Source organism: Cellulomonas jepli (assembly GCF_047229345.1).
Taxonomy (GTDB): domain Bacteria; phylum Actinomycetota; class Actinomycetes; order Actinomycetales; family Cellulomonadaceae; genus Cellulomonas_A.
In genome coordinates, this window is the sequence record NZ_JBFTER010000029.1 from 1 (window position 1) to 25,760 (window position 25,760).

Annotated in this window: 23 protein-coding genes, 1 pseudogene and 1 riboswitch; of the genes and pseudogenes, 4 read left to right on the forward strand and 20 right to left on the reverse strand. The window is 75.6% G+C overall.

The genetic code is table 11. The features are described 5' to 3' along the window. A pseudogene (locus AB6N24_RS09040) lies at positions 1 to 763 on the reverse strand (hypothetical protein); the annotation flags it as partial. A 255-nt stretch (positions 764 to 1,018) separates the two neighbouring features. On the opposite strand from AB6N24_RS09040, the gene AB6N24_RS09045 reads away from it, so the two are divergent. Next, positions 1,019 to 1,528 (forward strand): Lrp/AsnC family transcriptional regulator, encoded by a 510-nt coding sequence (locus AB6N24_RS09045; RefSeq protein ID WP_412869070.1) that lies wholly within the window; start codon positions 1,019 to 1,021, stop codon positions 1,526 to 1,528. Between the two features lie 26 nt (positions 1,529 to 1,554). Here the strand turns inward: AB6N24_RS09045 and AB6N24_RS09050 are convergent, their stop codons facing one another. From AB6N24_RS09050 to AB6N24_RS09065, 4 genes are all read right to left on the reverse strand, one after another. After that, on the reverse strand, positions 1,555 to 2,523 hold the full coding sequence (locus tag AB6N24_RS09050; RefSeq protein WP_412869071.1) for a universal stress protein: 969 nt from the start codon (positions 2,521 to 2,523) through the stop codon (positions 1,555 to 1,557). A gap of 170 nt (positions 2,524 to 2,693) precedes the next feature. Continuing rightward, positions 2,694 to 3,194, reverse strand: a complete 501-nt coding sequence (locus AB6N24_RS09055) for an HNH endonuclease (RefSeq protein ID WP_412869107.1) — start codon at positions 3,192 to 3,194, stop codon at positions 2,694 to 2,696. Positions 3,195 to 3,407: 213 nt separating this feature from the next. After that, positions 3,408 to 4,163, reverse strand: a complete 756-nt coding sequence (locus tag AB6N24_RS09060; RefSeq protein ID WP_412869072.1) for a C40 family peptidase — start codon at positions 4,161 to 4,163, stop codon at positions 3,408 to 3,410. Positions 4,164 to 4,165: 2 nt separating this feature from the next. Further along, positions 4,166 to 4,317: riboswitch (cyclic di-AMP (ydaO/yuaA leader) on the reverse strand. A 306-nt stretch (positions 4,318 to 4,623) separates the two neighbouring features. Beyond that, positions 4,624 to 5,325: an iron-dependent transcriptional repressor DtxR gene (locus tag AB6N24_RS09065; RefSeq protein ID WP_412869073.1), complete on the reverse strand. Its 702-nt coding sequence runs from the start codon at positions 5,323 to 5,325 to the stop codon at positions 4,624 to 4,626. 95 nt (positions 5,326 to 5,420) lie between these two features. Here AB6N24_RS09065 and serC point away from each other — a divergent pair, with 95 nt between their 5' ends. Both serC and AB6N24_RS09075 read left to right on the forward strand, forming a co-directional pair. Beyond that, the gene (serC, locus tag AB6N24_RS09070; RefSeq protein ID WP_412869074.1) at positions 5,421 to 6,575 is read left to right on the forward strand and encodes a phosphoserine transaminase; all 1,155 of its coding nucleotides are present in this window, start codon (positions 5,421 to 5,423) and stop codon (positions 6,573 to 6,575) included. A 19-nt stretch (positions 6,576 to 6,594) separates the two neighbouring features. Next, on the forward strand, positions 6,595 to 7,908 hold the full coding sequence (locus tag AB6N24_RS09075; protein WP_412869075.1) for an MFS transporter: 1,314 nt from the start codon (positions 6,595 to 6,597) through the stop codon (positions 7,906 to 7,908). A gap of 217 nt (positions 7,909 to 8,125) precedes the next feature. On the opposite strand, the gene AB6N24_RS09080 is transcribed toward AB6N24_RS09075, so the two are convergent. The 7 genes from AB6N24_RS09080 to AB6N24_RS09110 form a co-directional block, all read right to left on the reverse strand. Then, on the reverse strand, positions 8,126 to 8,788 hold the full coding sequence (locus AB6N24_RS09080; protein WP_412869076.1) for an LPXTG cell wall anchor domain-containing protein: 663 nt from the start codon (positions 8,786 to 8,788) through the stop codon (positions 8,126 to 8,128). A 177-nt stretch (positions 8,789 to 8,965) separates the two neighbouring features. Continuing rightward, a complete protein-coding gene (locus AB6N24_RS09085; protein WP_412869077.1) occupies positions 8,966 to 10,837 on the reverse strand; it encodes a DUF4012 domain-containing protein in 1,872 nt (623 codons plus the stop codon). A gap of 345 nt (positions 10,838 to 11,182) precedes the next feature. Next, on the reverse strand, positions 11,183 to 12,538 hold the full coding sequence (locus AB6N24_RS09090) for an MFS transporter (RefSeq protein WP_412869078.1): 1,356 nt from the start codon (positions 12,536 to 12,538) through the stop codon (positions 11,183 to 11,185). Beyond that, positions 12,535 to 13,104: a MarR family winged helix-turn-helix transcriptional regulator gene (locus tag AB6N24_RS09095; protein ID WP_412869079.1), complete on the reverse strand. Its 570-nt coding sequence runs from the start codon at positions 13,102 to 13,104 to the stop codon at positions 12,535 to 12,537. The genes AB6N24_RS09090 and AB6N24_RS09095 overlap by 4 nt, the downstream gene beginning before the upstream one ends. A 125-nt stretch (positions 13,105 to 13,229) precedes the next feature. Continuing rightward, a complete protein-coding gene (locus tag AB6N24_RS09100) occupies positions 13,230 to 13,640 on the reverse strand; it encodes a RidA family protein (protein ID WP_412869080.1) in 411 nt (136 codons plus the stop codon). A gap of 51 nt (positions 13,641 to 13,691) precedes the next feature. Next, positions 13,692 to 14,303 carry a CAP domain-containing protein gene (locus tag AB6N24_RS09105; protein ID WP_412869081.1) on the reverse strand — a complete coding sequence of 204 codons (612 nt, stop codon included), beginning with the start codon at positions 14,301 to 14,303 and terminating at the stop codon, positions 13,692 to 13,694. Between the two features lie 89 nt (positions 14,304 to 14,392). Beyond that, on the reverse strand, positions 14,393 to 15,718 hold the full coding sequence (locus tag AB6N24_RS09110; RefSeq protein ID WP_412869082.1) for a UDP-glucose dehydrogenase family protein: 1,326 nt from the start codon (positions 15,716 to 15,718) through the stop codon (positions 14,393 to 14,395). Between the two features lie 71 nt (positions 15,719 to 15,789). Between AB6N24_RS09110 and AB6N24_RS09115 the strand changes: the two genes are divergently transcribed. Then, entirely contained in the window at positions 15,790 to 16,308 is a 519-nt protein-coding gene (locus AB6N24_RS09115) for a VanZ family protein (RefSeq protein WP_412869083.1), read from the forward strand. Between the two features lie 3 nt (positions 16,309 to 16,311). Here the strand turns inward: AB6N24_RS09115 and AB6N24_RS09120 are convergent, their stop codons facing one another. The 8 genes from AB6N24_RS09120 to AB6N24_RS09155 form a co-directional block, all read right to left on the reverse strand. Beyond that, positions 16,312 to 17,793, reverse strand: coding sequence for an NCS2 family permease (locus AB6N24_RS09120; protein ID WP_412869084.1), 1,482 nt, complete (start codon positions 17,791 to 17,793; stop codon positions 16,312 to 16,314). Between the two features lie 95 nt (positions 17,794 to 17,888). Further along, the gene (locus tag AB6N24_RS09125) at positions 17,889 to 18,707 is read right to left on the reverse strand and encodes a polysaccharide pyruvyl transferase family protein (RefSeq protein WP_412869085.1); all 819 of its coding nucleotides are present in this window, start codon (positions 18,705 to 18,707) and stop codon (positions 17,889 to 17,891) included. Further along, positions 18,704 to 20,155, reverse strand: a complete 1,452-nt coding sequence (locus AB6N24_RS09130; RefSeq protein ID WP_412869086.1) for a lipopolysaccharide biosynthesis protein — start codon at positions 20,153 to 20,155, stop codon at positions 18,704 to 18,706. Before AB6N24_RS09130 ends, AB6N24_RS09125 begins: the two co-directional genes overlap by 4 nt. Further along, the gene (locus AB6N24_RS09135) at positions 20,152 to 21,531 is read right to left on the reverse strand and encodes an O-antigen ligase family protein (RefSeq protein ID WP_412869087.1); all 1,380 of its coding nucleotides are present in this window, start codon (positions 21,529 to 21,531) and stop codon (positions 20,152 to 20,154) included. The genes AB6N24_RS09130 and AB6N24_RS09135 overlap by 4 nt, the downstream gene beginning before the upstream one ends. After that, positions 21,528 to 22,400, reverse strand: a complete 873-nt coding sequence (locus tag AB6N24_RS09140; RefSeq protein ID WP_412869088.1) for a glycosyltransferase — start codon at positions 22,398 to 22,400, stop codon at positions 21,528 to 21,530. Before AB6N24_RS09140 ends, AB6N24_RS09135 begins: the two co-directional genes overlap by 4 nt. After that, positions 22,393 to 23,475: a glycosyltransferase family 4 protein gene (locus AB6N24_RS09145; RefSeq protein ID WP_412869089.1), complete on the reverse strand. Its 1,083-nt coding sequence runs from the start codon at positions 23,473 to 23,475 to the stop codon at positions 22,393 to 22,395. Before AB6N24_RS09145 ends, AB6N24_RS09140 begins: the two co-directional genes overlap by 8 nt. Beyond that, positions 23,468 to 24,631 carry a glycosyltransferase family protein gene (locus tag AB6N24_RS09150; protein WP_412869090.1) on the reverse strand — a complete coding sequence of 388 codons (1,164 nt, stop codon included), beginning with the start codon at positions 24,629 to 24,631 and terminating at the stop codon, positions 23,468 to 23,470. The genes AB6N24_RS09145 and AB6N24_RS09150 overlap by 8 nt, the downstream gene beginning before the upstream one ends. Next, on the reverse strand, positions 24,624 to 25,736 hold the full coding sequence (locus tag AB6N24_RS09155; protein ID WP_412869091.1) for a glycosyltransferase: 1,113 nt from the start codon (positions 25,734 to 25,736) through the stop codon (positions 24,624 to 24,626). The genes AB6N24_RS09150 and AB6N24_RS09155 overlap by 8 nt, the downstream gene beginning before the upstream one ends. Between the last annotated feature and the right edge of the window lie 24 nt (positions 25,737 to 25,760).

Here is a 25,760-nt window from a genome sequence, read left to right on the forward strand (position 1 = left end):
TCGCGGCCCCGAGCGCGTCGACGGCGGCCTGGAGGGCGGCCCGCGGCGCGTCGCCGGCCTGGGGGGTCGCCGTGAGCACGCCCTGCGCGGCCTGGGTCACCGCGGCGGCGTCGGCGAGGGCTGCCGCGCGGAACGCGGCGGACGACGCGAGCTCGACCGCGCGGGTGCGCCCGTCCAGGAACCGGGCGTCCGCAGCACGCGCGGCGGTCTCGGCCGCCACCCGGTCCTGCGCGCGGGCGAGCTCGGCGGCACGGGCGTCCATCTGGACCTTGACCACGATGCCGGCGACCAGCGCGCCGAGCACGAGCGAGACCGCGCCGACGACGAGGGCGGTCCGGACCCGGCGGCGCCGCGCGGGGGCGGCGGGCAGTGCCGGTGCGAGCTGGGAGGCCGCGTCGGTGGTGGGCGCCTCGGCGGTGGGTGCGTCGGCCGTGGGTGTGACGACGTCGGGTGCGTCGACGGCCGGTGCATCGGTGCGAGGCCCGGTCGCGCCGACCTCCGGGGCCTCGGCCGGGGCGAGGCGCTCGACCGCCGGAGCGGGAGCCGGCGCGGGGACGAGCGGGGTCGCCGCGGGCGCGGTCGTGACCGAGGCCCGGGCGCCGGGCGCCGCCGTCGCACCGGCCGCTGCCGTCGCGTCAGGTGGCGTCCCCTCGTCGGTCGACGAGGCCACCGGCACCGCGCCCTGGGGAGCGACCCCCGGTGCGCCGAGCTCGCGCTGGGTCGGGATGGTGCCGAGCCGTCGGTCCTCGCGCACAGTCGCCATGGGAGCCCCTGCCTCTCGTCGAGCACGACTTTTGCGGAACTGCCACTTGGACGCAAGGCCAGATGCGCATTGTTACGGCTATATGTCGGGTTTGTTCCGTGCTGCCCAGAAAAATCATTCCTCGGCGTATTGATTCGTGAGATCGCGGGATCCTGACCATTTGGTCGCGAACTCCCCTTCGTGCCACCGGACGTTCGGCCCGCTCGTGCAGCCGCTGCGGCGGGGCCCGTCGCGGGCGTGCGGGATGATGAGCGCGTGCCACCCGCCGCCCCCTGGGACCGCCCCGCCGAGACCACCACGCCCGCCCCGCTCGACGGGCTCGACACCGCGATCCTGCGCGAGCTCGCCGTCGACGCCCGGGCGAGCTACGCGGAGATCGGCGCAGCGGTGTCGCTGTCGGCACCTGCCGTCAAGCGGCGCGTCGACCGGCTGCGGGCGCGCGGTGTCGTCCGCGGGTACACGGTGCTGCTGGACCCCGCGGCGCTGGGCTGGGCGACGGAGGCGTTCGTGGAGCTCTACTGCCACGGCTCGACCAGCCCGGCCACGATGCGCGCCGCGGTGGAGAACTACCCCGAGGTCGTCGCCGCGAGCACCGTCACGGGAGACGTGGACGTGGTGCTGCAGGTCCGCGCGCACGACATGCGCCACCTCGAGCAGGTCGTCGAGCGCCTCGCCGCCGAGCCGTTCGTGGCCCGGACCCGCTCGACGATCGTGCTGTCCGCGCTGCTGCGCCGGCCCGACGTCCCCGCGGCCCCGCCCGCCTGACCGCCCGGGCCGGCGGCCGTCCCGGGCTAGACCCGGTGCTCGGGCGGCACCTCGCCGGTCTGCTCCGCGAACTGCTTGCACCGGCTCGTCACGACCATGACCGGGCACACCGCGTGGTGCAGCACCGCCTGGCTCGTCGACCCGAGCAGCAGCCCGGCGAACCCGCCGCGTCCGCGCGAGCCGACGACGATGAGGTCCGTCGCGGTCGAGAACTCCGTGAGCAGCTCGGCGCCCGTGCCGTCGAGCACGTGCCGGCGCACGGTGAGCCCCGGGTGGTCGGCGAGCGCGCGGTCGACCACGACGCCGAGGCCCTCGGCAGCGTCCGCGAGCACCTGCTCGTGGTCGACGGCCGCGGGCAGCCACGCGAGGATCCCGCTGCCGGCGCCCACGGGCACGCCCGCGACCGCGGTCAGCTCGGCGCCCCACACCTCGGCCTCCCGGATGGCGCAGCGCAGCGCGAGGTCCGCCTGCGGGGACCCGTCGATGCCGACGACGATGCGCCGCACAGGACCGACCGGCTTGAGCGGCGCGTCGTCGGACGCCGCCCGGGACGGGCCCGCGCCGCGCAGGGGCACCACGACCGTCGGGCACGACGCGTGCGCCGGGAGCGCCGAGGACACGGTGCCGAGCAGGCGGTCCGCGAACCCGCCACGCCCGCGGGTGCCGACGACCGCGAGCGCCACGTCGTGGGACATCTCGACGAGGACGCCCGCGGCGTCACCGGTCGCGACCGTCGCGGTGACCGGGACCCCGGACGGGGCGACCCGCGCCTGGGCCTCGGCGAGCACCGCGCGGGCACCCTCCTGGATCGCGGAGTCGTCGAGCGCCGCGTAGCCGCCGTCGAGCGAGGCGGCCGTGAACGACGGCAGCGAGTAGGAGCACACGATGTGCAGCCGGCGTCCGTGCACCTGCGCCTGGGCGGCGGCCCAGTCGAGCGCGTGCAGGCTCGCCGCCGAGCCGTCCACCCCCACGAGTACGACGTCGTCGCGCGTCATCACCGGCACCTCCTGGTCGTCACGCCACCCAGTCTGCCCCCGATCATGCCCCGGCCGGAAACTTTCGGGAGGCGTTCTTGGGGGACGCTTGGCGTGCAGGACGCGCGGCGGCACGCACGGAGCCCGGCGGGTGGGACCCTCAGCCCGGCGGCGCCCGCCCGGGACCGCCCTCAGGCGACGAGGTACGCGCTCCAGGTCGGCTCGTCGACGTGGGAGCCGGCCATGAGCGCCGCCAGCCCGCGCGGTGCGCGCGGGACGAACGGCAGCTCCCAGCCGATCTCGTGCAGCAGCCGGTCGGCCTTGCGGTGGTTGCACCGGCTGCACGCCGCGACCACGTTGGTCCACTCGTGCCGGCCGCCGCGCGAGCGGGGCAGCACGTGGTCGACCGTGTCCGCTCCCCCGCCGCAGTACGCGCAACGGTGGCCGTCGCGCTGCAGGACCGTGCGCCGTGTCGGGGCGACCGCCTTGCGCATCGGCACGTGCACGTACCGGGTGAGGCACAGCACGAGCGGCAGCGGGAGCGAGGTGCGTTCGGAGTGGAGCTCACGCCCGTCGGTCTCGAGGATCGATGCCTTCCCGGACATGACGAGCGTGACGGCGCGGTGCACGCTCACGACGCAGAGGGGTTCGAGACTGGCGTTGAGAAGCAGCGTCCGGTGCGTCACGGGCATCAGCACGGCGGGCTCCTGTCCAGATCGGTGGACCCGCCTGGCTGGCGGGTCCCTGGGGGAGTGCAAGCGCGACCAGAGTACGCGGCGACGAGCCCCGCGTCCCTCGACTGTGGCACGAGCGCGGCGTGAACGCCCGGTGACTTCCGGACGCACGTCCAGGGCCCCCTGCGCGCGGTGGCGTGCAGGGGGCCCATGAGGAGCGGTGCGGGGGGCTCAGCCGATGCGGATGAAGACCGGCGAGCTCTGGTAGATGTTCCGGAACTGCACGGTCTTGCCGGGCGACGGCGAGTCGATCTGGTCGTCGCCGCCGGCGTAGATGCTGATGTGGCCGGGGCTCCAGATCAGGTCTCCGGGGAGCGCGTCGGCCCGCGAGACGATCGTGCCGGCCCCCTTCATCGCGGACGACGTGCGCGGGAGCGAGATGCCGAGCTGGGCGTAGACGTACCCGACGAAGCCTGAGCAGTCGAAGCCCTCGGGCGTCGTGCCGCCGGCGAGGTACGGGGTCCCGACGTAGCGGGCGGCGATCTCGAGGACCGCGTTGCCCGACACGGACTGCGGGATCGGGTTGTTGACCGTCGCGGCGGCCGTGCGCTCGGCGCTGCGGCTCGCGGCGGTGCGTGCGGCGCGGGTCTGGGCGACCGGCTTCGGGGCCACGGTCACGGCCGGCGCCTCGAAGGACCACGCGGCGTCCGCCGGGGAGGAGACGACCGGCGAGGTCTGGAGCACGGCCCGCGCGGAGGCGGTGAGCGCGGAGGTGTCGACCGCCGGCAGCGCACCCGCGGCACCGGCGCCGGGGGCGGCACCCGCAGGGCTGATCATCGTGGCGACGAGACCGCCCGACGCGGCGACGATCGCGGCCCCGCGGCCCACCGCACCCATCGAGTCGGACGCCGCGGAGGCGAAGTCGGTCAGCGGGGTAGCAGGGCGTCGTGCAGAACGGTGCCGCGCGCGCGTCATGCTCTCGGTCACTGAGTGCCTCTCCTGTCGCCTGCGAGGTCAGCTGTCGGGTTCGGGTGGGAGAGCACCCGGCCGTCGGGATGCGAGCATCCGTCGGGCTTCACCCCAAGGACACCGTTGCCGGTGCCCGTCATGGGTCCCCCGCCCCTGCCGGCGAGTTGAACGGACCGCGTGCGGCGGCAGGGCTGGGCGAATCCGCACGAGGGCTTCCCCGAAGGAGGGTCCGGGTGAAGCAGGACGAACGTACAGGAGTCCTCGCGAGAATGTCACGTATCCGACACGTCCGTTTCGTCCCCTCCTCCGGACGGGCCGCGGCACCCGCCTGCCCCCTCCCCCGGACGGGTCCCGCGGCTGCACGACGACACCCCGCCGGCACGGTGACCGACGGGGTGCCGTGCGCCTCGGCGCAGGTCAGCGGAGGTCGCGCCCGGCGCACCGGAGCCGCCGGGCGGCCGGGAGGCCGGGCGGCCGGTCAGCGGTTGCCGACGAAGATGTGGCGCGCGACGTCGTCGGGCAGGTCGAGGACGGTCGCCGCGCCCGGGGGTGCGATGGTCACGACGCCCGGGCTGCGCTCGACCGTCACCGTCACGCCCGGACGGATCCCCGCCTGCGCGAGCCGCGACAGCAGCTCGACGTCCGGCTGGATCGGCTCGCCCAGGCGCGCCACGACGACGTCGTCGAGCCGGCCCGGCGCGGCGTTCGCGACCGTGAGGAGCGACGTGACGCCGTCGAGGAACTGCTCCGACGTGCTCGTCTCGCCGATCTCCGCGAGCCCCGGGATCGGGTTGCCGTAGGGGTCGAAGTGCGGGTGGTCCAGCAGCGCCGCGAGCCGGCGCTCGACGCGCTCGCTCATGACGTGCTCCCAGCGGCACGCCTCCTCGTGCACGAACTCCCAGTCGAGCCCGATGACGTCCGTCAGGAGCCGCTCCGCGAGCCGGTGCTTGCGCATCACGCGGGTGGCCTTCGCCAGACCCAGCTCGGTGAGCTCGAGGTGCCGGTCCCCGCTCACCACCACCAGGCCGTCGCGCGCCATCCGCGCCACGGTCTGGGAGACCGTCGGGCCGCTGTGCCCGAGCCGCTCCGCGATGCGGGCGCGCAGCGGCGTGATGCCCTCCTCGGTGAGCTCGTACACGGTCTTCAGGTACATCTCGGTGGTGTCGATCAGGTCGCTCACGCCGCAGCCTCTCGCTCGTCGCTCTCGTCGTCGTCGCTGGCCACCAGGGTAGGCGGTCCGGCGGCGACGGCCCCCGACGCCGTATCGTCTGCACCGTGCCCGAGGCCCACGACACCGCGCCCGCGATCCCTGCGATCACCGTCCCCGCCGACCTGCTGCCCGTCGACGGCCGGTTCGGCTCCGGCCCCAGCAAGGTCCGCGCCGCGCAGGTCGAGGCGCTGGCGTCCGTCGGTCGCACGCTGCTCGGCACGTCCCACCGCCAGCCGCCGGTGCGCGCGCTCGTCGGGCGCGTCCGCGCGGGCCTCGCCGAGCTGTTCGACCTGCCCGACGGGTACGAGGTCGCGCTCGGCAACGGCGGCTCGACCGCGTTCTGGGACCTCGCGACGCTGTGCCTCGTGCGCGAGCGCAGCCAGCACGTGAGCTTCGGGGAGTTCGGCGCGAAGTTCGCCACGGCCGCCGCGCGGGCGCCGTTCCTCGGCGAGCCGACCGTCCGCACCGCGCCCGCCGGACAGCTCGCGCTGCCCGAGGCGGAGGACGGCGTCGACGTCTACGCGTGGCCGCACAACGAGACCTCGACGGGCGTCGCCGCGCCGGTGCGCCGCGTGGCGGGCTCGCGCGAGCAGGGTGCCCTGACCGTGGTCGACGCGACGTCCGCCGCCGGCGGGCTCGCGGTCGACGTGAGCGAGACCGACGTCTACTACTTCGCGCCGCAGAAGTCGTTCGCGTCCGACGGCGGGCTGTGGCTCGCGGTGCTGTCGCCCGACGCGGTCGAGCGGGCCGCGCAGGTCGAGGGCAGCGGTCGCTGGGTGCCCGAGTTCCTCTCGCTCACGACGGCGGTCACGAGCTCGCGCCTCGACCAGACGCTGAACACCCCGGCGCTCGCGACCCTCGTGCTCCTCGCGGAGCAGCTCGACTGGATGCTGTCGCACGGCGGGCTCGCCTGGGCCGCCGCACGCACCGCGGAGTCCGCGGGGCACCTGTACGGCTGGGCCGCGCAGCGGGAGTGGGCGACGCCGTTCGTCGAGGACGCCGCGGCGCGCTCGAACGTCGTCGGCACGATCGACCTGGCGCCCGAGATCGACGCCGCCGCGGTGGCCCGTGTGCTGCGCGCGCACGGCGTGGTCGACATCGACCCGTACCGCAAGCTCGGCCGCAACCAGCTGCGCGTGGCGATGTTCCCCGCGGTCGACCCGCAGGACGTGCTCGCGCTGACGCGGTGCGTCGACCACGTCGTGGAGCAGCTGGGCTGAGCACGGCTCCGGTCCCCCGGTGAACGCCCGCCCCGCACCCGCCCGGCTCGTCCGGGACCGGGTCACGGCTGCGCTCTACGCCTGCTTCGGCACGTGGGGGTGGTTCCTCTACAGCTTCGTGCCCGGGCTGCCGCTGCTCGCCGACGAGCTCGGGATCACCCGCGCCCAGGCTGGCCTGCACACGACGTTCATGGCGTGCGGCACCCTGACCTCGGGCTTCACGAGCGCCGCGCTCGTGCGCCGGCTCGGGCGTCGCGGCGTCCTGCTGCTCGCCGCCGGGCTGCTCTCCGCCGGGGTCGTCGCGCTCGTGAGCGCACCCGGCCTGCTCGTGACCCTGCCCGCGGCGACCGTCGTCGCGACCGGCGGGGCGCTGTTCATCGCCGCCGCGCAGCCCGCGCTCACGGTGCACCACGGCGCCGCGGGGCCGGCCGCGGTGAGCGAGGGGCACGGGACGGGGGCGCTCGTCGGGCTCGTGGGGCCGCTCGCGCTCGGCGGCGCCGTCGCGCTGGGCTGGGGGTGGCGGCCCGCGGTCGCCGTCACCGTGGTGCTCGCGGCCGTCACGGCGCTGCTCGTCGCCCGGCTGCCCGGGCAGGGCGCGCTCGGCACGGCGACGGCGAGGAGGGCGGAGCCGACGGAGGCTGACGGGGAGCCGACGACGGCAGTGGCGGCGCGGACGACGACGGCACCGGGGACGACGGCGTCCGCGGCTGGTGCCGCCACGGGGCGGCCGGGCCGCTTCTCGACCGCCTTCTGGCTGCTCTGGGCCACGCTCGTCGCCGTCGTCGGCATCGAGAACGCCACGACCGCGTGGGCGGCCGACCTGCTGCGCACGCACGCGGGCGCCGAGAGCGGGGTCGCCGCCGGTGCCGTGTCGGGGCTCATCGCCGGGATGTGCGTCGCACGCTTCGCCGTCGGGCGCCTCGCGCTGCGGTTCACCCCCCTGCAGCTGCTGCTCGCCGCCTTCGCGGTCGCCGTCGCAGGGTGGCTGGTGCTGTGGGTCGCGACGACCCCGTGGCTCGCCCTCGTCGGGCTCGTGGTCGCGGGGCTCGGGTACGGCGCGCAGTTCCCGCTCGCGATCTCGATGCTGCTCGGGGCCGCCGACGGCCGGCTCGACCAGGCGCAGGCCCGCTCGACGCTCGGGGTCGGCGCCGCGGTCGCGGTCGCGCCGGTGCTGCTCGGCGGGCTCGCCGACGAGGTCGGGCCGCACACGGCGTTCCTCGTCGTGCCGGCGCTCATCGCGTGCGGGGTCGTCGCGGTGCTCCTCGCGGAGCGCGCCGGGCGACGGCACGAGCCGCACCCGCTCCACCCGGCGGACGCGGGCGGAGCGGCCTAGCACCGGGCGCCACCTGCCGCCCCGCGCACGCCAGTGGCACGTCCTGGCACCCGGCGCCGCCCCGCCGGGCCCACCCGGGCTGAGCACCCCGCACCGGGCACCACCCGCCGCCCGGCGCACGCGGGCGGCGCGGCGTCGCAACAGGCGCGGCCCGCCCCCGGATCACCGGGGACGGGCCGTGTCGTGCGGGCCGGACGGGCCCGCGTGGGTCAGCGGCTCAGCTCGTGGCGTCCCGGCGGGACCGCGCACGGGCGGCGACGAGCCCGCCACCGGCGAGCACGAGCGCGCCCGCGGCGACGAGCCACGGGGTCGTCTCGGAGCCGGTCGCGGCGAGCACCTGCGAGGACGCGGGCGCGGCGGCGAGGACCGACGACGACGCGGGCGACGTGAGGCACACGGGCGAGGACGGCGGGTAGGCCACCGTCGTGGTCACCGACGGGTTCACGGCGAGGGTCACGGCGACCCCGGGGCGGACCCAGTCGAACTCGTCGCCCTCGACCCACGTGCCGTCGGACTTCTTGGTCCAGCCAGGCCAGTCGACGCCCGTGCCGTCGGCTCCGGCGACCGCACCGGGCCACGGGACGCGACCCTCGAGCGGGAGCCCGGACTGCACGACGTCCGCGCCGGACGGGTTGTCCCACGTGATGCTCAGCGAGGAGCTCGTCGCGCCCTCGACCGAGACCTTGTACGCGAGGTAGGGGACGTCGTTGTCGCACACGGGCGAGAGGACGTCGACCTTCAGCGCGCAGACGCCCCCGGCCGAGTAGCCGTCCCCGGTGTCGCCGCAGCCGTCCGGCGTCGGCGCGACCACCGCAGCGGCGGGCAGCGCGAACGCCAGGCCGACGGCGGCCGACAGGGCGGCAGCGGCGCTCACCCTCATCGATCTCTTCATGGCGGTGCACTCTCCGTAACCGGAACAATCGGACATTCAGGAGAAGCCACCGTAACTCCGGCCCGCGGCGCCGGCCCGGAGGCGGACGGGTGAAACGGCGGAATCACCCGGTCGGTCGCCCACCGTACGGGGACACCGGGACAGCTGTCCGGACCGGCGTCCGGCTCAGTCCGTGCAGGTGCCGGTGACGGTCCCGGGGGACGTGAGCGTCGGCGTCGTCCACACGTCGAGCCCCTCGCCCGGCGCCGGCGCGGGCACCGTGACCGTGAACCGGTACGTCGCCGTCTCGCCCGGCAGCAGGCGTGAGGTGAGCGTGCTCACGGCGCGCTCCTGCTCGGTGGCGGCGACGCCTCCGACGAGCTGGTCGCCGAGGCGCTGGTCGAGGACCCGGCCGCCCGGGGGCGCGTAGACCGTGATGTTGGTCGCGAGACCCCCGACCGGCAGGCCGGTGTCGGCCGTCCCGGTCACGTACCGCGGGTACCCGGCGATGTCACCCGGTGGGGTGTACGCGAGGTCGAGGCGCAGCACGGCCGTGGCCCAGCCGGCCGCGGGGGGCGCGGCGCAGCGCAGCTCCTCGACGGCCAGGTCCGTCGTCAGGAAGTAGTCGAGCTTGCCCGCGGAGCCGTCGTTGAGGAAGACCCCGGCGGCCCCCGCCGGGGAGCGCGGGTCGAGGCCGGCGCCGTCGGTCGTCGTCCCGGCACCGGGCAGCTGCACCGCGTACGCGGCGTCGCCCGGCCGGGCGAGGAAGTCCGCGCCGAGCGACGTGCGCGCCAGCCGGTCCTGCTCGTCGGGGTGCGCGGACCACACCCGCACGCGGCGCTCGTCGCTCGCCCGGGCCAGCGCGTCGAGCAGGTCCCGGGTCTCGCCCCGCCCCGAGCTCACCGCGGTGAACAGCGCGGACGCGACGTCGGCGTAGAACGCGTCCGCCTCCTCGGGCTCGGGCAGCCGCACGTACGCCTCGCGCAGCAGGACGTCGAGCACCGTGCCCGCGGTGAGCTCGACGCCGCCGGCCTCGACCGGGCCCGTCGCGTCGAGCAGGTACGCCACCGCGACCGGGTCCATCGCCAGCACGCCGTCGACCGGCGTGCCCACGCTGCGCGTCCACATCGCGCTCACGAGCTCGGCGCTGCGGGGGAAGTCCGGGGTCAGGACGGTGTTCTGCACCCAGCGGCCGAGGCGGTCGCTGTGCACCGCGAGCTCCTCGTCGGTCAGCGGGAGGACCGGGGCGTCCAGGGGACGCAGGTCGAGCGTCGAGCGCTGGTCGACGAGCCGGATCGCGCCCTGGTCGGCGGTGAACGCCGCGACCGCGCCGACGATGCCGCCCGCGCTGCGCAGCTCGGCGGAGTTGAGCGAGAGCAGCAGGTAGGTGCGGGGACCGTCGGCGCCGAGCATCGGCGGGAGGAGCCGCGCCGCGTCGGACGCGGACCCAAGGGTGTCGGCCGCGGTGCCGAGCCCGTCGGCGACCTGCGTCACGGGCGCGGCGACGCGGTCCACGAGACGTGTCGTGTCGAGCGCCCCGACCGCGGCGGCCGAGGTGCGGGTCGTCGTCGCGGCCCGGTCGAGGGCCGGTGCGGCGGCGGCGAACAGGCCGAGGTCGATCGAGCCGTCGTCGCGCCGGACCTGGGGGTCGGCGACGAGGCCGCCGAGCTCGACGACGGCGGGCAGCGCGTCGGTCGCGACGTCGTCGACCGCGACCGCGACCGTGCGGACCGCCGTGAGGTTCGGGCCGGCCCACGGCACGTGCTCCGCGACGCGCCAGACGGGGTCGCTCGCCGCCGCTCTGGCCCGCGCGGTGTCCTCCTGCAGCCCCGGCAGGCCGTCCGCGAGCGCGCCGACGTCGCCCCCGGCGAGCCCGCTCTCGAGGTCCGCGAGCACCGCGCCGGCCTCGGTCAGGCCGTCGGCCGCCTGCGCGGCACGGAAGACCAGCCAGCCCGCGGCGGCGAGCAGCACCAGCACGAGGGCGCCGAGCACGACCAGCGCGCGCCGCAGCCGGCGGCGGCGGCGGCGGCGCAATGCTCCGGGGTTCTCGTCCTTCACCGGCGCGGGAGCAGCGGCGGCTTCGGCGCCCGGTGGGCCCAAGCGGTCGGGAGCGGGCACCGGCTCCGGCGCACGCCCCGGCTCAGGTCCGGCGGAGGGCGTCACGAGCCGAGCGTGTCACAGCGCGCCGCGCGAGCCGCCCGAGGACGACGACATTCACCCGGGAGCGCGTCGGGCGACGGCCCGGTCCTCGGCGCGGTCGGTCGGCGCAACGAGGCTCGGCGGCCCGGTGAGCGGCTGCGCCGCGGGTGAACGGCTGCGGCCCTGCGCGCGGCCGGCGAGAGGGGTCGATCGCCTCGCGCTCCCGGGCCGGCAGCCCGGGCGGCGCGAGGCGGGTCGGACCGGTCAGGCCGCCGACGAGCGGTCGGACGCCTCCTGCGCGCGCAGCCGGTGCGCGGTCTCGGCCCGGGCAGCCGGCTCGTGCGCGCCGTCGGGCTCCTCGGGCTCGGGGTGCCGCACCTCGAGGTGGGGGCGGCTCAGCACGTGGTAGCGGACCGTCAGGTGCCAGCTCTTGGCCGCCCACAGCGCGGCGCCGGACGCGACGAGCAGCGCCGAGATCGACCCGATGCCGATCGCCCAGCGCGCCCCGAACTCCTCGGCGACCCAGCCGACGATGGGCGAGCCGATCGGCGTCGCGCCGAGGAACACCATCATGTAGAGCGCCATGACGCGCCCGCGCATCGCGGGGTCGGTCGTGAGCTGGATCGTCGTGTTCGCCGCGGTCATCATCGTGAGCGAGGCGAGCCCGACGGGGATGCACGCGAGCGCGTACGACCAGTACGTCGGCATGAGCGCCATGACCCCGCTCGTGACGCCGAACGCGAACGCCGCACCGATCACGAGCCGCACGCGCGGCCGCTCCCGCCGGGCCGCGAGCAGCGCCCCGGTGAGCGAGCCGATCGCGAGGATCGAGCCGAGGATGCCGTACTCCCCCGCGCCCTTGCCGAACTCGGTGCGCGCCATGACCGCGCTCGTGAGCTGGAAGTTCAGGCCGAACGTCGACACGACGCCGATCACGACCATGATGACGACGATGTCGCTGCGGCCGCGCACGTAGGCGATGCCCTCGCGGATCTGGCCCTTGGCGCGCGGGACGACGGGCATCCGGTGGAGCTCGGTCGAGCGCATGCGGGTCAGGGCGAGGATCGTCGCCGCGAACGTCACGCCGTTGAGCAGGAACACCCAGCCGGAGCCGACCCACGCGATGAGCAGGCCGGCCACGCCGGGCCCGACGAGGCGCGCGGTGTTGAACGACGCGCTGTTGAGCCCCACGGCGTTGGAGAGCCGCTCGCGCGGGACGAGCTCGGCGACGAACGTGTTCCGCACCGGGCCGTCGATCGCGGACACGCAGCCGAGGAGGCCTGCGAACACGTACACCTGCCACAGCTGCCCGTGGCCGGACAGCACGAGCGCGCCGAGCCCGAACGCGAGCACCGCCTGCGCCGCCTGCGTCGCCGCGAGGAGCTTGCGGCGGTCGAGGCGGTCCGCGAGCACCCCGGCCCACGCGGACAGGAACAGCACGGGCCCGAACTGCAGCGCGGTCGTGATGCCGACGGCGATGCCCGACTCGTCGGTCAGCTCGGTGAGGACGAGCCAGTCCTGCGCGACGCGCTGCATCCACGTCCCGACGTTCGCGACGAGGGCGCCGCCGAACCACAGCCGGTAGTTGTAGTAGCGCAGCGAGGAGAAGGTGGGACTCATTCGGCGGCGAGCCTCCGGAGCAGCTGGGCCGCCTCGGCGAGGGTCGCTCGCTCGGCGGGGGTGAACGTGGTCAGGCGGCGGGTCAGCCACTGGTCGCGGCGGCGGCGGGTCTCGGTGACCTCCGCGGCGCCCTTCTCGGTGAGGCTGACGACGACCTGGCGGCCGTCGTTCGGGTGCTCGGCCTTGGTCACGAAGCCGAGCTCGGCGAGCGCGTTGACGGTCCGGGTCATCGACGGCGGCTGCACGTGCTGGCGCTCGGCGAGCGCGCCGGGGGTCATGGGTCCGTCCATGTGGATCCAGGCGAGCACCGAGAACTGGTGGTCGGGCAGGTCCGCGGCCCCGCGCTCGGCACGCAGGCGCCGGGCGGAGCGGAAGATGCCGATGCGGAGCTCGCCCGCGAGGTTCTCGGGGCGGCACTGCTTGGCGGTCGGTGCGGGCCGGGTGGCGGTCGCCGCAGCACCGGCCTTCGCCGCGGCGCCAGCGGCTGCGGGCGCGCCGGCCTTCGTCGCGGCGCCGGGGGCGCGGCCCGTCGCCGGGCGCTGCGGGGCGATCTCTCCGAGGGGCATGTTCTTACCCTAGTTCATTACCTTGGGTAAGCAACTGGACGAACCGCCCATCTCGCCCGTCCCTGCTCGCCGCGTGCGGCGTGCGGCGTGCGGCGTGCCGCGTGCGGCGTGCGGCGTGCGGCGTGTCAGGCGACCGGACCCAGCGCCGCCGTGAGGTCGACCTCGACGCGCTGCCCGGGGAAGCCGAGGGCGGCGACGCCGAGCAGCGTGCTGGCCGTCGTGAACGCCGGGGCGAGGGCGGACGCGCGCAGTTCCGCCCACACGAGCCCGAGCTCGTCCGGGTCGGCGCTCACGACGTGGACCATCGACCGGACCACGTCCGCGGGCCCCGCGCCGGCGGCCGCGAGCGCGACGAGGCAGTTCTCGACGACCTGCCGCGTCTGCGCGACGAGGTCGCCGGGCGCGCCGACGACGCGTCCCTCCCGGTCGAGCGGGCACTGCCCCGCGAGGTGCGCGAGGCGTCCGGCGTCGGAGACGGTCACGTGGCTGTAGCCGGGGGTCGCGTGCAGCCCGGGCGGGTCGAGGCGCTCGATCATCCGCCGAGTCTCACGCGGACGCGGCTGCCGCTCCAGCGGATTGCGGCGGCCTCACGGACCGAGGAAGACCGCCGAGCACAGCACCTGGTCGCCGTCCACGACGCACGCGACGCCGAGCTCGTCGAGCGTCGGGTCGAGCACGTTCGCGCGGTGCCCGGGCGAGCCGAGCCACGCGTCGACGACGGCGGGCGGCTCCGCGGCGGCGCGGCTCAGGTTCTCCGCGGCCATGCTCGGCCCGGCGCACGCGTCGAGCACCGGACCGAGCGGCGCGTGCTCCAGCGTGTCCTCGCCCACGAGCTCGGCGGCACGCGCCGCGGCCCCGTCACGCGCGCACGTCGACGGGCCGAGCGGGTCGAGGCCGTCGGTGCGGCGCGCCGCGTTCGTCGCGTCGACCAGCCGCGCCGCGTACGCCTCGAGGTCCACCTCCGTGACGTCCCAGCCGTCCGGGGTGCGGGCCGGCGACGCGGCCGGGGTCGGCGTGCCGGTGACCGAGATGATGCGGCCGACGTCCGGGCCGCCGCGGCCCAGCGCCGCGACACCGGCCGCGAACGCCACGAGGACCCCGAGCATGATCAGCGCCCAGCCCCACGAGGGCACCCCGCCCCGGCGCACGGCCGGCGGGGCGTTCCACCCGTCGGGCACTCCCCCGGTCCACCCGGGCATGTCCGCCGGACCCGACGGCCCGGAGCCCCCGCCGGGCCCGCGCACGGTCCCGTCGTCGGACCCCGCGCCACCCCCCGACGCCGTCATGGTCAGGGGCGCCCGAGCGCCCGGTAGGTCCAGCCCGCCGCGCGCCACCGGACCGGGTCCAGCACGTTGCGCCCGTCGAGGATGCGCCGCTCCGCGACGACCTCGCCGAGCACCTCGGGGTCGAGCTCCCGGAACTCGCGCCACTCGGTCGCGAGCAGCACGACGTCGGCGTCCTGCGCGGCCTCGAGCGCCGAGTCGGCGAACTTGAGGTCCGGCCACTTGGCGCGCGCGTTCTCGACGGCCTGCGGGTCCGTGACCGTGACGTACGCGCCCTGGAGCTGCATCTGCGCGGCGACCGACAGCGCCGGGGAGTCGCGGACGTCGTCGCTGTCCGGCTTGAACGCCGCGCCGAGCACCGCGACGCGCCGGCCCACGATCGACCCGTCGCACACCTCGCGCGCGAGGTCGACCATGCGGACCCGCCGGCGCATGTTGATCGAGTCGACCTCCCGGAGGAACGACAGCGCCTGGTCGACACCGAGCTCGCCCGCCCGGGCCATGAACGCGCGGATGTCCTTCGGCAGGCACCCGCCGCCGAAGCCCAGCCCGGCGTTGAGGAACTTGCGCCCGATGCGGTCGTCGTACCCGATGGCGTCGGCGAGCCGGGTCACGTCCGCGCCCGTCGCCTCGCAGAGCTCGGCCATCGCGTTGATGAAGGAGATCTTGGTCGCGAGGAACGAGTTCGCCGCGACCTTGACGAGCTGCGCGGTCGCGTAGTCGGTGACCACGAGCGGCGCACCCTCGGCGAGCGGCGTCGCGTAGACCTCGTCGAGCACGGCCTTCGCGGCGTCCCCGGCCTCGGTCGGCACCGCGTTCTCACCGGTCGGCAGCCCGTACACGAGCCGGTCCGGGTGCAGGGTGTCCTGGACCGCGAAGCCCTCGCGCAGGAACTCGGGGTTCCACACGAGCGTCGCCCCGATCGGCTCGAGCCGCTCGGCGAGGCGCTCCGCCGTCCCGACCGGCACCGTCGACTTCCCGACGACGAGGTCGCCGGGCTGGACGTACGGGAGCAGCGCGTCGAACGCGGCGTCGACGAAGACCATGTCCGCACCGAACTCGCCGCGCTTCTGCGGCGTCCCGACGCACAGGAAGTGCACGCGCGAGCCCGCGACCTCGGCGAGGTCGGTCGTGAACCGCAGCCGCCCCGTCGCGGACGTCTCCGCGAGCAGCTCGGGCAGGCCCGGCTCGTAGAACGGCGCGCGAGCGGCGGCGAGCGCCTCGACCTTCGCGGCGTCGACGTCCACGCCCACCACCTCGTGCCCGAGCTTCGCCATCGAGGCCGCGTGGACCGCACCCAGGTACCCGCACCCGATGACCGACATGCGCACGTTGGTGACTCCTTCGTGAGGGCTGCGTGAAGTGCCGCCAATCTACGACAGCACGTGCTTAGCCTGGCGGGATGACCACGCGGACGCGCCACCTCACCCGGGCGGCCCTCGTGGTCTACCTGCTGCTGGTCGCGTGGATCACCCTGACGCCCGACCTCGCCGACAACGACGCGCTCGGCAGGGTCCGGGTGATCACGGAGTGGCTGACCGCGCGCGGCGTCCCCGTGACGTACGCCGGGGTCGAGGCGGGGGCCAACGTCGTGATGTTCGGGCCGTTCGGCGTGCTGGTCGGGCTGCTCGTGCGACCCGCGCGTGCGTGGTGGGCGCGGGTGGTCGCCGGCGGCCTCGTGCTGTCCGCCGGCATCGAGACCGCCCAGCTGCTGTTCCTGCCGACCCGGGTGCCGACCGTCCAGGACGTCGTGATGAACACGCTCGGCGCGGCGCTCGGGGTCCTGGTGCTGCTCGTCGCCCACCGGCTGCGGCTCCCCCGCCGGGACCGCCGCGGCGCCGGGTCCCCTCCGGACGACGCACGCGCGCCCCTCGCCGCCGGGGCGGGAGAGGCGCGCGTGCGGACGACGGCGGAGGGCTGAGCGTCAGACGCCCAGCGTGTCCTTGATCGGGCCGAGCGTGAAGTACAGGACGAACAGCACGCCCGCGAGCCACATGAGCGGGTGCACGTCCCTGATCTTGCCGACGGCGACCTTGATGACGACGTACGCGATGAAGCCCGCGCCCATGCCCGCCGTGATCGAGAACGTGAACGGCATCAGGATCATGATGAGGAACGCCGGGATCGCGACCTCGTAGTTCTTCCAGTCGATGCCCGCGACCTGCATGACCATGAGGAAGCCCACGACGACGAGCGCGGGCGTGGCCGCCTCGAACGGGACGAGCTCGACGAGCGGCGAGACGAACGTCGCGAGCAGGAACGCGATGCCGGTGACGACCGACGCGAGCCCCGTGCGCGCGCCGTCCCCGACGCCGGCGGCGGACTCGATGTAGCTCGTGTTCGACGAGACGCTCCCCGCGCCACCGGCCGCGGCGGCGACCGAGTCGACGATCAGGATCTGCTTGGTGCGCGGCGGGTTGCCGTTCTCGTCGAGCAGGTCCGCCTCGCCGCCGACCGCGACCATCGTGCCCATCGTGTCGAAGAAGTCGGCGAGCAGGACCGAGAAGACGAGCAGCGCGACCGCGACGACCCCGATCTTCTCGACCGACCCGAACAGCGAGAACTGGCCGAGCAGCCCGAAGTCGGGCACCGAGACGAACGTGTCCGGGATCGTCGGGACGTTGAGCTCCCAGCCCGACGGGTTCTCCCCGTCGGAGCCCTGCGGGCCGACCTTCGCGACGAGCTCGACGACGACCGAGAGGACGGTCGCCGAGAGGATCGCGATGAGGATCGCACCCTTGACCCGGCGCACCATGAGCACGATCGCGAGGAGCAGGCCGAAGACGAACACGAACAGCGGCCACCCGGCCACCGAGCCCCCGATGCCCAGCTCGACGGGCGTCGCGAGGCTCGCGGGGATGCGCACGAACCCGGCGTCGACGAGCCCGATGAAGGCGATGAACAGGCCGATGCCGACGCTGATCGCCGTCTTGAGCTCGATCGGGACCGCGCGGAACACGGCCTCCCGGAAGCCCGTCAGGACCAGCACGAGGATGATCAGGCCCTCGAGCACGACGATGCCCATCGCGTCGGCCCACGTCATGTCCGGCAGCGAGGCGATCGAGTAGGCGACCACGGCGTTGAGCCCGAGCCCGGCGGCGAGCGCGAGCGGGAAGTTCGCCACGACGCCCATGAGGATCGACAGCACGCCCGCGACCAGCGCCGTCGCCGCGGCGATCATCCCGAAGTTGGGCCCGTCGCCGCCCCCGAGGAAGCTCCCCGTGCCGTCCTGGACCGTGCCGATGATGAAGGGGTTCAGCACGACGATGTAGCTCATCGTGAAGAACGTGACGAGGCCACCACGGACCTCGGCGCCGATCGTCGAGCCGCGCTCGGTGATCTTGAAGAAGCGGTCGACGGCGCTGCGCGGGGGCGCGGACACCGTCTCGGGGGAGGTTGTCGCCATGGCACGCATGGTGGCAGAACCTTCACCGCACGGGCACGGGGTGTCCACGGGTGTTACGTGGTGGTAACCCGTCGGCGGCGGCCTCCGCAGGCCGCTCAGGCGCCGGGGTCGACGACGTCCCACGGGAACGCGTCGAGGAGCGGCTGCGGGTCCCACGGCATCTCCGCGACCACGGGAGGTGCGGCGAGCGCGCTCTCGAGGTCGGGGAACGTCTCGTAGCCGGTGCGACCGCTGCCGCGGAAGTAGTCGTCGTACTTCAGCTCCGGCTCGCCCTGCGCCCGCACCAGCGACGCGGGGACTCCCAGCGCCTCCGCGACGACCACGGCGTGCAGCGACGAGCCCACGACGCGCTCGCTCTGCGCGAGCCGGCGCAGGACGTCGTGGACCGGACCGCGCGGGTCGACGAAGCTCGGGTGACCTGCGAGCCCGGACGCCTCGTTGAGGTTCGGCACGACCGCGAGCGCGTACCGCTTCCGGGGCACGAGCGCGACGAGCTCCGGCATCAGCCGCGGCAGGAGCAGCGCCGGGTCGCCGTACACCTCGGGCACCTCGATCCCCCGCTCGAGGAGGAACTCCCGCGTCCGGGGACCGCGCACCGCCCGGACGTCGAGGGTCCGGAAGCGGTGGTCCTCGGGCCGCGCCTTGCCGTTCACCCCGGACCCCCACACGGTGTCGCCCTCGTGCGCGAGGTGCAGGATCGACCCCACCGTGAGGAGCCGCCGGCGCCGGCTCCGTGCGGCTGGCCGGCCCGGCCCGCGGACGCCGCGGCGCTCGGCCCGCAGGAGCTCGACGACCAGGGGGCCCAGCAGGTCGCCGAAGTTGTTCTTCCGGGGGGCGCGCGACAACGCCTGCCCGAGGGGTCCGGGGAAGCGGGCGTCGCGCGGGTTCCAGTGGACGACGTCGACGGGGCTCATGCGGCGCGCCAACCCTTTCGTGCGGTGGAGCGGAGGGTCACGAGGTCGCGGCGCACCCGTGGCGAGAGCGCCGCGACGAGCGCGAACGCGACGGCGCACACGCCGGCGAGCGCGAGCGCCGTCAGGACGGGGCCCAGGTCGTCGTCGAGGGCCGGGGCCACCGCGCGGGCCGCGACGACCATGACGGTGTAGACGGCGAGCGGGACGGCGGCCGTGCGGACGAGCGGCAGGACGCGGACGCCCGTCCGCGGGACCGCCCACAGCGTGAGGATGAGCCAGTTGAGGAACAGCCCCACCGAGACCGCGACCGCGACCCCGGTGGACTGCCACTGCGCGCCGGCGATGATCAGGCCGACCATGAGCAGGCGCGTCACGACGGAGAACCTGAGCTGGAGCGCCGTGGCGCCCTTGGCGAGGAAGATCCAGTAGTAGACGTACCCGAGCGCCTGGAACACCCCGCCGACCGCGAGGATCGAGAACAGCGCCGGGGCCTCGCCCCAGCCCGGGCCCAGGACGAGCTCGAGGACCGGCTCGGCCAGCGCCACCGCGAGCGCGAAGCCGCCGGCGAGCGTGTACGTGAGCACGAGCTGGGCACGCACGACGTAGGTGCCGAACTCGGTGGGATCGGTGATCCGTGACAGGACCGGCAGCGCGACCTTGGTCATCGGCGAGGCGATCTGCTGCAGCGGCATGCGGAAGATCTGGTAGGCGCGGTCATAGACACCCAGCTCCGCGGCGCCCGCCGTGCGCCCGAGCACCGCCGAGTCCACGTTGGCGCTCAGGTAGTTCACGAGCTGGACTCCGGTGGTGCTGGTGCCGAACGAGACGAACGACCGCAGCCCGGTGCCGCGCCGCGGCCAGCCCGGTGCGCGTCGGGACGCGACCAGGAGCGCGACGAACGAGACGGCGGCCGCCGTGACCTGCTGGACGACGAGGCTCCAGTAGCCGAGGCCGCGCGAGGCGGCGACCACTGCGGCGACCAGCGCGAGCGCCTGGGCCGTCACGTCCACGGCGGCGAGCCGGCGGAACTGGAAGTGGCGGGACGCGTCCGCCGAGTACTGCGCGGCGGCGGCCTGCAGCACGAAGACCACCGCGAGCACGCGCGCCACGGGCTCGACCTCCGGCTCGCCGTAGAACGTCGCGATCGGCCCCGCGAGGAGCCAGACGACCGCCGCGCACGCCGTCCCGATCGCGACGTTGAGCCAGAACAGCGACGACCGCTGGGCGGGCGACAGGGTCGGCGCCTGAATCGCGGCGAGCGAGAGGCCGAAGTCGCTGAGCAGGAGCGCCGCGCCGACGAACGCGGCGACCATCGCGTACAGCCCGAAGTCCGCCGGCGTGAGCAGGCGCGCGAGCACGACCAGCGCCGTCGTCTGCACCGCGAACTTGAGCCACTGGCCGACGAGGGTCGTCGCCGCCCCGCGCGCCGCCGTCCCGGCGAGACTCACCGCGTCGCCGTCCGGCGCGCCGGGCCGACGCGCAGGCTCGTCGCCCGGCCCTCACCCGCCACGGGCTCGGTCGCGTCCCGCCCACGGGCCGCCCCGGCGGCCTCCTCAGCGACCTCCTCCCGGCGGAGCGCGCTCGACCAGCCGGCGAGGACCCCCACGACGAGGAACAGCAGCTCCGCGATCGGCTGCTGCAGCACCGCCCACCCCGTGAGGCCGACGCTCGCGATCCCCGCGAGCATCGCGAACGTGCCACGGGCGACGTCCCCCCGCGTGCCGCGCGTGCGCAGCGCCGGGACCGCGAGGCGCAGCGCCACGAGCACCGGGAGCAGCATGAGCAGCGCGCCCGGCACCCCCAGCTCGGCGGCGGCGAGCACGAAGGTGTTGTGCACCGGGTAGCCCGTCTGCGCGACGATCCACTCGTGACCGCTCACCTCGGTGACGAAGCGGTTCGGCCCGGTCCCGATCCACGGGTCCGCGGCGAGCTGGCGGAGCCCCGCGGCGAGCAGCTCCGGCCGGTCCCCGCCCGCGCTGTCGGTCTGGAACCGCCCGAGCAACCGGCTCAGCACCGGCACGAACGCCGCGCCGGCGAGCACGGTCAGCAGCACGCGGCGGTTGCGGTGGCGGACGCCGGGCTGGAGCACGGCCCACACGACCACGACGACGAGGAGCCCGAGGATGTTCGCGCGGCTGAGCGTCGGGGCCGTCATCGCGAAGCCCAGCGCGAGCGCCCACACACCCGCCCGACGCGTCGACCGGTCCGGCGACAACGACAGGGGCAGCAGGAGCCCGGTCGTGATCACGGCGATCTTCCCGAGCGTCGCGGGGTGGCCGAAGATGCCCGAGGCGCGGACCACGGCGGAACCCTCGACCAGGACCTGGAACGCCACGGAGGCGGCCAGCAGCCCCGTCACGGCGACCAGGGCGTACGCCAGGGCCCGCCCCGTGCGCGGGTCCGCGCGACCGAGCACCCGGCCGACGGCGACGCCGACGACCCAGCAGCCCGCGACCGTCAGCAGGTGCACGGCCCCGGAGACGAGCTCGGGCGTCCGCGGCCACAGGGCGACCACGCCGACCAGCAGGTAGAGCACGGCGGGCAGGACCGCGAGGCTCAGCCGCTGCAGCTTGCCCTCGAGCAGCAGCACGGCCGTCGCCCCGGCGACGAGGATCCCGTACGTCGTGACCGACGGGACGGGCGCCGCGATGCCCACGGTCGGCACCGCGGGGAGCGTGCCGAGCCGCAGCAGCGCGAACGGGGCGATCGTCAGGGCCGCGACGAGGCAGACCACGAGCCCGCGGACCCGCCCGAGGTGGAACAGGGTGAGGCCGCCGAGGGTCACGCCCAGGACACCGAGCGCGAGCACGACCTCGGTGCTCATGAGCGCGGTCCCGTGGGGCGCCGCGTGGACCGGCCGGTCGCCGCGGTGACGAGCTCGCGCACCCGGCTGGGCCTGCCCACCATCCGCAGCACGACCCGCGCGCCCGAGACGGCGATGCCGCGGGCGAGCTCCGGGAGGCGCTCCGGGGGTCCGGCCGGCAGGGCGAACCGGGCCAGGGCGCGTCCGCGCGGGATGCGCAGCCCGACGACCGTGTTCGCGAGGTTGTCCTCGTGCACGACCTGGAGCCACAGCGGGCGCCGCGTCCGGACGTTGTGCACGGTCGCGTGCCGGTCGATGTGGAAGTGCTCGTCGACGTAGACGGTCATGATGCCTTCGGGGTTCACCGGCTCGTACAGCGAGACGAACGGGTTCTTGGTGTAGGGCCGCAGGTAGAGGTCGTCGCCCGCGAGCTGGGCGCCCGTCACGAGGTTCACGGCGTGCGGCCCGGCCGCCTCCCCGGCCCGCACGTGCGCCCGGATGACGGCGACGAAGTCGCGCGAGACCGCGTCGTCGCTGTCGACCCGCGTCGTCAGCACGGCCGGCGCGGACGTGCGCGCCAGCACGAGCCGGCTCACCAGCGCCGCGGAGAACGGCTCGTCGACCAGCACGACCTCGAAGAGCCCGTCCCCCGCGAGCGTGCCGAGCGCGTCGGCGAGCCACTCCGGGCTGCGGGCGTCGACGAGGACGAGCCAGCGGACGCCGGGCACGGTCTGGGCGGCGAAGCCGGGCACCGTCAGGTCGGCGAACAGGGCGAGCCGGTGCCGGGTCCACGCGTCGCTCGTGACGGGCGCGGCCTCGCTCAGCGGGACGTTGAACCGCGTCACGACGACGTGCTCGTAGGGAGCGTCCGTGCGGCTCCGCTCAGTCACGCGACAGCTCCTCGTACCAGTCGGCCAGGTCCCGCCCGAGCGGCGCCCAGTCGAGCGCCGCGAGGTCCGGCTCGCCGGCACGCCCCCGCGCGTCGAGCAGCGCCTCCTCGAGGTGGTGCGCGGCCAGCGGCGGGGCGAACAGGCGCACCCATCCTCCCCCGACGAGCTCGCGCAGCTCCGGCAGCGCGCCCAGCGCGGGTGCGACGACCGGCCGCCCCGCCGACAGCGCGAGCAGGGCGGACCCGGAGTTCGTGATCCGCGTGTACGGCAGCACGACGGCGTCGGCTGCACCGAGCACCGTGGCCAGCTCGTCGTCGTCCAGGTGCCGCAGCAGCAGCCGCACCCGGCCGTCCGCCGCCGCGCGGGCGCGGAGCGTCTCCTCGTCCGACGCCCCGGCGCTGCCCGCGACCAGGAGGACGGCGCCGGGGTCGGCCACGTCGCGGAACGCCGCGAGCAGGTCCTCGACCCCCTTGTAGGCGCGGACCTTGCCGACGAACAGCAGCACGGGCACGCCCGGCGGGAGGTCGAGGCGCCGCCGGGCCTCCTCCCGGTCGACGGTCGCGAGCACGGACCGGTAGTGACCGTGCGGGACCACGACGTACGGCCGGTCGGCAAGGGCGGGGAAGCGCGCGACGGCCTCGTCCCGCGTCGCGCTGCTCAGGTAGTGGACGCCCGCCACCGCGCGGTGGAACCGGCGCATGAACCGCGCCTCGACCGTGACGTTGCGCGCCTCGTGGTTGCCCAGGTTGTGCGCCGTCCACACCACGCGCGTCCCCCCGAGCCGCGCCCGCAGCAGGAGCAGCCGCAGCACGGCGGAGCGCAGGCGCGCACCGACGGGTCCGCCGGCGCCGAAGTGCCCGTCGGGCCAGTGCCACGACCAGACGTCCGCGCGCCGCAGGGGCGAGCGGAGCACGGAGAACTCGCGCACCTCCCAGCCCGCGTCCTCGAGCGCCTGCGCCATGAGCGCCTGGAACGGGTTGTGCGCCGCGTTCTTGCGCGCGGGCCACATCTCGACGACCCGCCTGCGCGTCCGCCTCGCGGGGGCGCCCGTGCCGGCCCGCCGCGCCTCACCCATCGGAGCGCTCCCGATCGCCGACGTGCTGCGCGACCAGCGCCCGGGCCTGCGCGCCGCGCACGTCCCAGCTGTGCGCGCGGGCGAGCGCGCTGCGACGGTCCAGCGACGCGGGGTCGGGGTCCACGGTGAGCCGGACCGCGTCCACGTACCCCGCCGTGGTGGACGCCACCGTGACGTCGCCCGGCACCGGGGTGACCGCGGGGACGGGGGTGGAGACCACGTGCAGCCCCGCCGCCAGGTACTCGAACGTCTTGAGCGGGCTGACGCCGGTCGTGTACGGGTTCAGCAGGTAGGGCACGAGCCCGACCGTCGCGGTCCAGTACAGCCGGGCGAGCTCGTCGAGGGACAGCAGCCCGTGGTGGGTCGCGCCCGAGCGGACGAGCGACGCGACCTCGGCACCGGCGGCGCCGCCGCCCTCCGCGACCGGGCCGGCGAGGTGCAGGTCGACGCCCGCCTCCACGAGCGCACGCAGCAGCGCGAAGTCGACCTTCGTGGGGCTGAGGTTCCCGGCGAAGACGGCGCGCGCCGACCGCCCGGCGGCGGGACCGGCCGGACGGGCGGCGGTGATGGTCGCGACGTCGGCGACGTTCGGCCACAGGAGCGGGGCGGCGAAGCCCACGCGCTCGAGGTGCTCGCGCACGACAGGGCTGCTGGCGACCGCGACCGCACCGGCGGCCGCGAGCGCCCGTTCACCGGCACCGACCGCGTCGGCCGAGATGCCGGGGACCTCGGCGAGGAGGTCGACGCAGTGGTACACCGTGACGTCCGCGAGGCGCTCGAGCCCGTACGTGACCGGGGAGTACGCCCACAGGACGCGCGGCCCGGGGCGCCGGAGCCACGGCTCGACGAGGCGTCGCAGCAGGCGTGCGTTGAGCGTGCGCACCGGACCGGTGTGGTGCGGCACGACCTTGGGCGAGAGCACCGCCATGCCCGCCGGCCGGGCGCGCGGGGCGAGGTCGGCCCGGGCGCCCCGTACACGTGCGACGACGCGCCGGACGTCCCGCGCGGACAGCTCGGGCCGGCGCAGGCCGATCGACTCGACGAACGTGACGTCGAGCTCCTCCGCGAGCGCGCGGGCCACGTAGTGCTGGTTGGTCGCGATCGGCTGGTCCCAGTCCGCGGTACCGAGCACGAGCACCGCCGGGCGGTCAGACATCCAGCTCCCCGCTCGCGGCCGCCGAGGAGCGCGCCACCTCGCCGGCCGTGCTCGCCGCACCCGTCCACGTCCGGATGCGGTCGTCGAACGTCCGGCGGCCGAACCGCTGCGCGTGCTCACGGCACGCCGCGCGGTCCAGGTCGGCGGCCGCCGTGACCGCCGCCGCCAGCGACGCGGCCGACGCGAACGACTCCAGCAGCACCCCCGTCGTGCCGTCGAGCACGGTCTCGCTCGTCCCGCCCTCGCGCAGGCCCACGACCGGGGTCCCCGCCGCCATGGCCTCGACCGGCATGATCCCGAAGTCCTCGACCGCCGGGAAGACGAAGACGGCGGCCTCCTGGTAGAGCGCGTAGAGCATCGCGTCGCTCGGCGCGTCCACGACGGTCACGGGCACGCTCGCCTCCGCCGCGCGTGCGGCGAGCTCCGCCCGACCGGGTCCCTTGCCGGCGAGCACGACCGGCAGGCCCGCGGCCTCGCCCGCGGCGACCACGAGGTCGAGACGCTTGTAGGGGACGAACCGCGAGGCGCCGAGCACGAACGGGCGCGGCAGGGCGTCGAGGCGCGCACGCTCGGCCGGGCTCAGGCGGTCGCGCCAGGCGCCCGCGGCCTGGATCCGCTCGACCTCGACGGGCGGGTGGATGACGTCGGCGTCCCGCCCCCACGCGCGCCGGACCCGCTCGCGCACGAACGCGCTGTTGGCGGCGACGGCGTGGTGCTCGCGCGCGCGCCTGCGGTCCAGGGCCCGCAGCGCCGGACCCACCGTCCGCGGGAGCACCCCGGCGCCGCGCGTGTCGAGCTCGGGGTCCCAGACGTAGCGTGCCGGGCTGTGCACGTAGACGTACTTCCGGAAGTCCGCGGGCGACGCGTCGAAGCTCACGTGGTGGGCGAACAGGTGCGTGCTGACCAGCGCCCAGTCGTACCCGCCGGGCCGTCGCCCGCGCCACGTCGGGACCATCGCGGGGAGGGCGAGCGCCTTGCGGCGGCGCAGCGGCGTCCGCGCCAGCCACGTCTCGGTGAGCTCACGCCCGGGGTAGCGGTCCTCGACGTCGCTCCACAGGCACAGGAGGTCGGCGCCCGGGAAGGCCTCGACCATCGCGTCGAACACGTTCTCCGACCCTCCGGTGCGTGA